The sequence below is a fragment of the Pseudomonas migulae NBRC 103157 genome (assembly GCF_002091715.1).
In the GTDB taxonomy this organism is placed as follows: Bacteria; Pseudomonadota; Gammaproteobacteria; order Pseudomonadales; family Pseudomonadaceae; genus Aquipseudomonas; species Aquipseudomonas migulae_A.
Window position 1 is genome coordinate 20,980 of sequence record NZ_BDAG01000061.1, and the last position, 6,409, is coordinate 27,388.

The 6,409-nt window shown below is 62.1% G+C and carries 8 protein-coding genes; all 8 read left to right on the plus strand.

Annotated elements, in window-relative coordinates:
• Window positions 1-126: 126 nt before the first annotated feature.
• On the plus strand, window positions 127-1,329 hold the full coding sequence (locus tag PMI01S_RS29050; RefSeq protein ID WP_084323548.1) for a PepSY-associated TM helix domain-containing protein: 1,203 nt from the start codon (window positions 127-129) through the stop codon (window positions 1,327-1,329).
• The gene (locus PMI01S_RS29055; protein WP_084323550.1) at window positions 1,326-1,868 is read left to right on the plus strand and encodes a PA2404 family protein; all 543 of its coding nucleotides are present in this window, start codon (window positions 1,326-1,328) and stop codon (window positions 1,866-1,868) included. Before PMI01S_RS29050 ends, PMI01S_RS29055 begins: the two co-directional genes overlap by 4 nt.
• Window positions 1,865-2,194: a hypothetical protein gene (locus tag PMI01S_RS29060; RefSeq protein WP_084323552.1), complete on the plus strand. Its 330-nt coding sequence runs from the start codon at window positions 1,865-1,867 to the stop codon at window positions 2,192-2,194. The genes PMI01S_RS29055 and PMI01S_RS29060 overlap by 4 nt, the downstream gene beginning before the upstream one ends.
• A complete protein-coding gene (locus PMI01S_RS29065; RefSeq protein WP_084323554.1) occupies window positions 2,191-2,763 on the plus strand; it encodes a DUF6162 family protein in 573 nt (190 codons plus the stop codon). The genes PMI01S_RS29060 and PMI01S_RS29065 overlap by 4 nt, the downstream gene beginning before the upstream one ends.
• 35 nt (window positions 2,764-2,798) lie before the next feature.
• Window positions 2,799-3,725: a metal ABC transporter substrate-binding protein gene (locus PMI01S_RS29070; protein WP_084323556.1), complete on the plus strand. Its 927-nt coding sequence runs from the start codon at window positions 2,799-2,801 to the stop codon at window positions 3,723-3,725.
• 80 nt (window positions 3,726-3,805) lie between these two features.
• Window positions 3,806-4,567 (plus strand): metal ABC transporter ATP-binding protein, encoded by a 762-nt coding sequence (locus PMI01S_RS29075; RefSeq protein WP_167362961.1) that lies wholly within the window; start codon window positions 3,806-3,808, stop codon window positions 4,565-4,567.
• Complete coding sequence (locus PMI01S_RS29080; protein ID WP_033059198.1) at window positions 4,564-5,463, plus strand: metal ABC transporter permease; 900 nt, start codon at window positions 4,564-4,566, stop codon at window positions 5,461-5,463. The genes PMI01S_RS29075 and PMI01S_RS29080 overlap by 4 nt, the downstream gene beginning before the upstream one ends.
• Complete coding sequence (locus tag PMI01S_RS29085; protein WP_084323560.1) at window positions 5,464-6,366, plus strand: metal ABC transporter substrate-binding protein; 903 nt, start codon at window positions 5,464-5,466, stop codon at window positions 6,364-6,366.
• Window positions 6,367-6,409 lie beyond the last annotated feature (43 nt).

Consider the following 6,409-nt stretch of genomic DNA (forward strand, 5'->3'; position numbering starts at 1 on the left):
TGATTCTCATTCGTCTTATAGAGATGCAGGCGGTTCGCGTAGGCAAAAGCCACGACCGTACTTTTCATGGACCCCATGCTGGGAAGCCCGCAGCCAAGGCCCTCTCATCCATACAAGACCTTGATCATGTCAAAGAAATCCCGTTCAAAACTCTGGTTTCTGGTCCATAGCTGGCTGGCGCTCCCCATCTGGTTTTTTGTGCTGATCGTCTGTGTGACCGGCACGTTGGCGGTGATCAGCCAGGAAATCGTCTGGCTGGCCAACCCGCAGATGCGCGCCAGCCAACCCGAAGGCGATGCGCCGCTACTGAGCTACGACCAGATCATCGCGGCGATCAAGCAAGCCGAGCCGCAGATCCTGGTCGAGAGCATCAGCCGCCCCGACGAATCGCATTTCGCCCTGGACGTGGAAGTCACCTACCCCGATGGCCGTTCGGTTGTGGTGTACGTCAACCCGTACAGCGGCGTGATCCAGGGCACGGCTCCGCAATTCAACTTCAGGGCCTTCACCCGCGCCTTGCACGGATGGTGGCTGGTGCCGTTCACCAATGGCTACAGCTGGGGCTGGTACCTGGTGTCGTTTCTCAGCCTGCCGCTGCTGGCTTCGCTGATTACCGGGCTGGTGGTCTACAAGCGCTTCTGGAAAGGCTTTCTGCGACCGACCCTGCGCCTGCGTCACGGCGCGCGGATTTTCTGGGGCGACTTTCACCGTCTCAGTGGCATCTGGTCGATCTGGTTCATCGCGGTGATTTCCGTGACCAGCACCTGGTTCCTGATCGAAGCGTTCATGTTCGATAACCAGATCACGATTTCCACCGCCCCGGTGGCGCCCGTGGTTCCGCGCGAAAGCGTGCCCCTCACTGCCGATGGCTCGCCGGCACCGATGATCAGCCTTGAAACCGCGATCCGCGAAGCGAAGCAACGCATTCCCGGCCTCGAAGACAGCTTCGTCAGCCTGCCCGCCAATGCCTACAGTTACCTCTCGGTCGGCGGCCGCAGCTGGTATCCGCTGATGTTCCACACCGCCGAAATCAACCCATACACCGGCGATGTCGCTGTCACCCGCCTGCTCTCGGACCGTTCGGGGCTGGAGCTGGTGACCGAATCGATGCGCCCGCTGCACACCGGCGATTTCGGCGGGCTCTGGATCAAGTTGATCTGGTTCTTCTTCGGCCTGCTCCTGAGCATGATGGTCCTCAGCGGCCTGCTGATCTGGACCAAGCGCACCGCCCTGGCCACCGCCAACGCCCTCAAGCGCAGCCACAAACGCCCGCGCACTGCCGACGCCGCTCAAGCCACCCGCCGCGACACCACGGAGGTCAGCCAATGAGCCTGTTCACCGCCGAAAAACCGGGCTCCAGACTGAGCCGCTTCTGGCACAAATGGCGCTTCCACATCAACGTTCTGCTGTTGCTAGTACCGCTGGGCTTCATGCCTAAATACTTCGCCGATGCCGCGCTGTTTCGCGGGGACACCGGCCTGGGTGAGCGGGAAATCGGGGAAGTTCAGGTCGGGCCGTGGAGCCTGCGCCTGGCGGAATTGCGCAACGAAGCACCGCGCCTCGATGGCCCGGCCGGTTACATGAAGAACTTCAATGCGGCGTTGTGCGACAGCTGCCGCGAGCAGGTCAAGGCCACTTACCTGCGCATTGGCAAACCCCGCAGCCTGCGCGCCGCCGGGGTGATTTTCTTTGGTACGCCTTACCGCATGGGCGCCATGTTGCCGATTCCGGAAAAGACCCAGGCCGACGCCGAGCTGTGGATCACCATGGAAGGCTGGGACGGCGCGATGCATCAAGCGTCCATTCCCCTGAGCCAGGCATCCCCCGCCACCCTGGAGTGGCTGAACAAACAAGGAGGCAAACCATGAGCAACGCCTTTCGCCCTCTCCCCGCTGTTTTGCTGATGCTGTGCGCCGGCTTCAGCGCCAGCGCCCTGGCCCACAACCCGATGTGCGAGTGCAAGGCCATCGACGCCGAGCAGATCCAGTGCACCGGCGGTTTCTCTGACGGCAGCGGGGCACCGGGCGTGACCCTCGACGTGATCGGCTACGACGAAACCATCCTGGTGCCGGGCAAGCTCGGTGCCGATTCCAAATTGACCTTCAAGAAGCCCAATGCCGAATTTTATGTGCTGTTCGATGCCGGCCCCGGCCACGTCGTCGAGATCGACCAAGCGGACATCCAAGCCCCATGAGTACGCCAACTACACACGTCGTCCGCCCGGCCGGTGCCGGCCATGAAACCCTGTATGTGTTGCTGCTGTGCCTGATGATCCTGGCGGTCGCCGGTTCGGTAGTCGCCTGGCGCCATGAGTCCCAGGAAACCAGTAACGTCAGCAGCCATCAACTGGATGCGCGCCGCGACCTGAGCGCTTCGGAGCAAGGCATCTACGCCGATTTACGGGTGACGCTGGACGAGATCCACCTGCTGCGTCAGGAACAGCAAACCCTGCCGACACCTGGCGCCCTCGCCGACGAGGGTTTTGCGCCGTTCGCTCAAGACGCCAGTTCCGTCAGCCGTGGCGCTCATGCCTGGCAATTGCTCGACGCCAAGGCTTACTTCGGCCAAAGCCAGACGCCCGCAGTAGCGGGTTCGTTTCTGATGCGCCTGACGGCTGAGGATGACGCGCCGGACATCTGGCTCAACCGCGCCGCAGACCTCAAGGCCCCGACCGATGTCACTGACGCCGCGCTGGAAAGCGCTGGCTGGCAGCAGATCGTCGCGCAATTCGATGCCGGCGTGACCCGCCAGCACCGCCACTGAACCCTCGCCTTCACCCGAGAGAAGACCGCTTTCCCATGCCTATTTCATCTCAACGTTCATTCCTGCGCCCGCTGCTGGTCGGCCTGCTTGCCTTGCTGCTGATGCCACTGGCCAGCGCCGACGAAGCCAAGCGCCTGCGCATCGGCATCACCCTGCACCCTTATTACAGCTACGTGGCCAACATCGTCGGCGACAAGGCCGAAGTAGTGCCGCTGATTCCCGCCGGTTTCAACCCGCATGCCTACGAGCCCCGCGCCGAAGACATCAAGCGCATCAGCGGGCTGGACGTGATCGTGCTCAACGGCGTCGGTCATGACGACTTCGCCGACCGCATGATCGCTGCCAGCGAAACGCCGAACGTGTCGGTGATCGAAGCCAACGAAAATGTGCCGTTATTGGCCGCCACCGGCACGGCCGCGCGCGGAGCCGGCAAAGTGGTGAACCCGCACACGTTCCTGTCGATCAGCGCCTCGATCGCCCAGGTCAACAACATCGCCCGGGAACTCGGCAAGCTCGACCCGGCCAACGCCAAGACCTACACCCAGAACGCTCGCGCCTACGGCAAACGCCTGCGGCAGATGCGCGCCGACGCCCTGGCGAAATTGACTCAGGCGCCGAATGCCGAGTTGCGGGTGGCCACGGTTCACGCGGCCTACGACTACCTGCTGCGTGAATTCGGCCTGGAAGTGACCGCCGTGGTCGAACCGGCGCACGGCATCGAGCCGAGCCCGAGCCAGTTGAAAAAGACCATCGATCAACTGCGCGAACTGGACGTGAAAGTGATCTTCTCGGAGATGGATTTCCCGTCCACCTACGTCGACACCATCCAGCGGGAATCCGGGGTGAAGCTGTACCCGCTGTCGCACATCTCCTATGGCGAATACACCGCCGACAAATACGAAAAGGAAATGACCGGCAACCTCAACACCGTGGTCCGGGCGATTCAGGAGTCGGGCGCATGACGGCTAAAGAAACTCTCATCGACTCCGAATCCACTGTGGGAGCAGGCTTGCTCGCGAATGCGGTGGGTCAGACACTATCAATGTCGACTGACACGACGCAATCGCGAGCAAGCCCGCTCCCACAGGTCTGCGGTCCGACACTGGATTTTGCGGAGGTCAGCCTGACGCTGGGGCGCACGACGATCCTCGACAAGGTGACCTTCCAGGTCCGGCCCGGCAGCGTGCATGCGCTGGTCGGCCCCAACGGTGGCGGCAAGAGTTCATTGATCAAGACCCTGCTCGGGCAGATGCCGCATCAGGGTCGCCTCAGCCTGCAATGGACCGGCGAACCCGGCACCATCGGCTATGTGCCGCAAGCGCTGGAATTCGATCGCGGATTGCCGATGACCGTCGACGATTTCATGGCCGCGATGTGTCAGCGGCGCCCGGCGTTTCTCGGGTTGAGCAAGCATTACGCCGCGGCGATCGGTGAGGCGCTGGAGCGGGTCGGCATGCAGGACAAACGCAAGCGGCGCATGGGCGCGTTATCCGGTGGCGAGCGTCAGCGCGTGTTGCTGGCACAGGGGCTGATTCCGGCACCGCAGTTGCTGGTGCTCGATGAACCGATGTCGGCCCTCGATGAGGCGGGCATTCAGGTGTTTGAACGGTTGCTGGGTGACTGGCGCCAGAGCGGCATCACTGTGCTGTGGATCGAGCACGATCTGGAAGCGGTCGGGCGTCTGGCGGATCGCGTCACCGGGCTCAATCGCCGGGTGCTGTTCGATGCCACGCCAAAGCAGGCACTGACGCCCGAAAGAGTGTTGACGCTGTTTTCAACCCATCCACGGAGCGCTGCCCGATGAGTTACGAAGCCTTTCGTTTGATGGTTCAAGGCTGGGCGTCTTCGGGTTATCTGCCTGAAGCGCTGGCCTATGGATTCGTGGTCAACGCCCTGCTCGCCGGTTTGCTGATCGGCCCGGTACTGGGCGGTCTGGGCACGCTGGTGGTGGTCAAGCGCTTTGCGTTTTTCTCCGAAGCCGTGGGTCACGCCGCACTGACCGGCGTGGCCATCGGCATTCTGCTCGGTGAGCCCTACACCGGGCCGTATGGCAGCCTGTTCGGTTACTGCCTGTTGTTCGGCATTTTGCTCAACTACCTGCGCAACCGCACAGGTCTGGCGCCGGATACGTTGATCGGCGTGTTCCTGTCGGTATCGTTGGCGCTGGGCGCGAGTCTGCTGCTGATTCTGGCGGGCAAGATCAACGTGCACATTCTGGAAAACGTGCTGTTCGGCTCGGTGCTGACGGTCAATGGCAATGATTTGCTGGTGTTGGCCATCGTCGGTTCGCTGGTCATGGCGCTGGCGTTGCCGCTGTACAACCGCATCATGCTCGCCAGTTTCAACCCGCAACTGGCGGCGGTGCGCGGCGTGGCGGTGAAGACCCTGGATTACCTGTTCGTGATTCTGGTGACGCTGATTACCGTGGCGGCGGTGAAAGTCATCGGGGCGATTCTGGTCGGTGCATTGCTGGTGATTCCGGCAGCAGCGGCGCGCTTGCTCAGCCAGTCACTGAAGGGGTTCTTCTGGTGTTCGGTGTTGATCGCCACCATCAGCACGTTGTGCGGGATTCTTGCGCCAATTGTCTTCGACCTGCCTATCCCGTCCGGCGCCGCGATCATTCTGGTGGCCGGTATCGCCTTCGCCCTCGCCGCCATTGCGCGCGGTGTCGTCCCCAGTCTGAAAGGGAACCTTGGATAAATGTCATTTTCTCTGCGTCAACTGACCCTGGCCCTCGCCCTCTGCGGGCTGGTTAACACCTCGTTTGCGGCGGACAGCGCCAAACCGCTGCACGTGCTGGCGTCGCTGCCGATCACTTACGGGCTGGGCGAAGTGTTGCTCAAGGGCACTAACGTCAACCTTGAACGTGCGGCGCCGGCGAACTTGCCGGGCAGCCGTCAGACGGCTTACTTCACCGGACGTGGCGCGCCGGCGCTGGCCAAACTCGCGACGGACGCCGATGCGGTGATTGGTCTGCGTTCGCTGTGGGCGGATGATCCGCTGTACCCGATCTCCCGGCGCAGCAACATTCGTATCGTCGAAGTCGACGCCGCGCGCCCGGTGGACGGCGCCCTGCCCGGCATCGCCGTGCTGCCGGGCAACAAGGTGGATGGTTTGAACAGTCAGCCATGGTTTTCCAGCAACAACATGGGGCGCATGGCGGATGTGATGGCGGCGGATCTGGTGCGCCTGGCGCCTGCTGCAAAGCCTGTGATCGAGGCCAACCTTGCGACGCTGAAACAGCGTTTGCTCAAGTTCAGCGCCGATAGCGAAGCGCGGTTGGCCAGAGCCGACAATCTGAATGTGATGAGCCTGAGCGATCACTTTGGCTATCTGATTGGCGGGCTCAATCTGGAGCTGATTGGGCTCGATGCACGGCCGGATGCCGAGTGGACACCTGAAGCGCTGAAGCAATTGGGTGCGACGCTGAAGGACAATGACGTGGCGGTGGTGTTGCATCATCGGCAGCCTTCGGAGGCAGTGAAAGCGGTGATTGCCGAAGCGGGTAGTCGGTTGGTGGTGTTGAGTGTGGATGCGGAGGATCCGGTGGGTGAGCTGGAGGGGAATGTGGATTTGGTGATCAAGGGGTTGAGTGGGGCGTAGCTGGTCAATTTTTCGGGTGTACATATCCGTTTCTGCGGTTACG

Bases quoted from the DNA above. Each gene is read 5' to 3' on its own strand.
- PMI01S_RS29070 (WP_084323556.1), top strand. From the start codon at position 2,799: ATGCCTATTTCATCTCAACGTTCATTCCTGCGCCCGCTGCTGGTCGGC.
- PMI01S_RS29075 (WP_167362961.1), top strand. From the start codon at position 3,806: ATGTCGACTGACACGACGCAATCGCGAGCAAGCCCGCTCCCACAGGTC.
- PMI01S_RS29085 (WP_084323560.1), top strand. From the start codon at position 5,464: ATGTCATTTTCTCTGCGTCAACTGACCCTGGCCCTCGCCCTCTGCGGG.
- PMI01S_RS29080 (WP_033059198.1), top strand. From the start codon at position 4,564: ATGAGTTACGAAGCCTTTCGTTTGATGGTTCAAGGCTGGGCGTCTTCG.
- PMI01S_RS29055 (WP_084323550.1), top strand. From the start codon at position 1,326: ATGAGCCTGTTCACCGCCGAAAAACCGGGCTCCAGACTGAGCCGCTTC.
- PMI01S_RS29065 (WP_084323554.1), top strand. From the start codon at position 2,191: ATGAGTACGCCAACTACACACGTCGTCCGCCCGGCCGGTGCCGGCCAT.
- PMI01S_RS29060 (WP_084323552.1), top strand. From the start codon at position 1,865: ATGAGCAACGCCTTTCGCCCTCTCCCCGCTGTTTTGCTGATGCTGTGC.
- PMI01S_RS29050 (WP_084323548.1), top strand. From the start codon at position 127: ATGTCAAAGAAATCCCGTTCAAAACTCTGGTTTCTGGTCCATAGCTGG.